The sequence below is a fragment of the Endozoicomonas sp. Z74 genome (assembly GCF_057680865.1).
Genome location: NZ_JBLYZI010000263.1, coordinates 1 through 869, shown reverse-complemented (window position 1 = coordinate 869; position 869 = coordinate 1). Strand labels below are relative to the sequence as shown.

Sequence of the window (869 nt, the reverse complement as noted above, 5' to 3'; positions counted from 1 at the left end):
TACCTGATTACCACCCAACCTCAGCTCGATTTCTCGGCTAAAATGACGACACTGGCTTTCAGTTCAAGCGAGGTGTTGTCATGGCTAAGAACAAAATCCAGTTTCAGAAAGGCTTGAGCATTACGGCTTTCCTTGATCAGTACGGTACAGAAGAACAGTGTCGAGACAAGTTCTTCCAGTGGCGTTGGCCCAATGGTTTTGTCTGTCCTCAGTGCGGCGGCCAACATTACTGTACTCTTAAAACCCGTGAGCTTTACCAGTGCAACCGTTGCCATCACCAGACTTCGCTTACCACGGGAACCATTATGGAGGCCACAAAGCTTTCATTTACCACCTGGTTTTTAGGCATGTATCTCATGACCCAGACCAAAAACGGAGTCTCTGCCCTTGAGTTGTCCCGACAGCTGGGCATCTCATACAACGCCTCATGGCGTATGAAGCACAAGTTAATGCAAGTCATGAAGGAGCGAGATGACAGCCAGCCCCTGCAAGATCATGTCCAGATAGATGACTCCTACTGGGGCGGAGAAAAGCATGGCGGTAAGCGTGGTCGTGGCTCAGAAAACAAACACCCCTTTGTGGCGGCTATTCAGACGAATGAAGATAACCACCCCCTCTATATGCGTTTCAGCATGGTAACCAGTTTTCGAAAAAAAGAGCTGGAGCTCTGGGCTCGCAAGCATCTGGGTAGTAATACATGCTGTGTCGTCAGTGATGGCTTAGGAGCCTTTACCGGAATCGCTGATGCTGGCCATCCACATGAGTCCGTAATAACGGGTGGTGGGTATGAGTCAATGGATAATGAGTTGTTCACGTGGGTAAATACCATGATTGGTAATGTGAAGAACTCTCTCAAGGGCAGTTATCAC

1 protein-coding gene is annotated in these 869 nt (G+C 48.8%); it reads left to right on the top strand.

Translation table 11 applies throughout. From position 1 onward, the window contains the following. Positions 1–80: 80 nt before the first annotated feature. Positions 81–869: IS1595 family transposase (locus ACNRUY_RS26660; RefSeq protein WP_488114691.1), on the top strand; the 789-nt coding region annotated here is incomplete at its 3' end.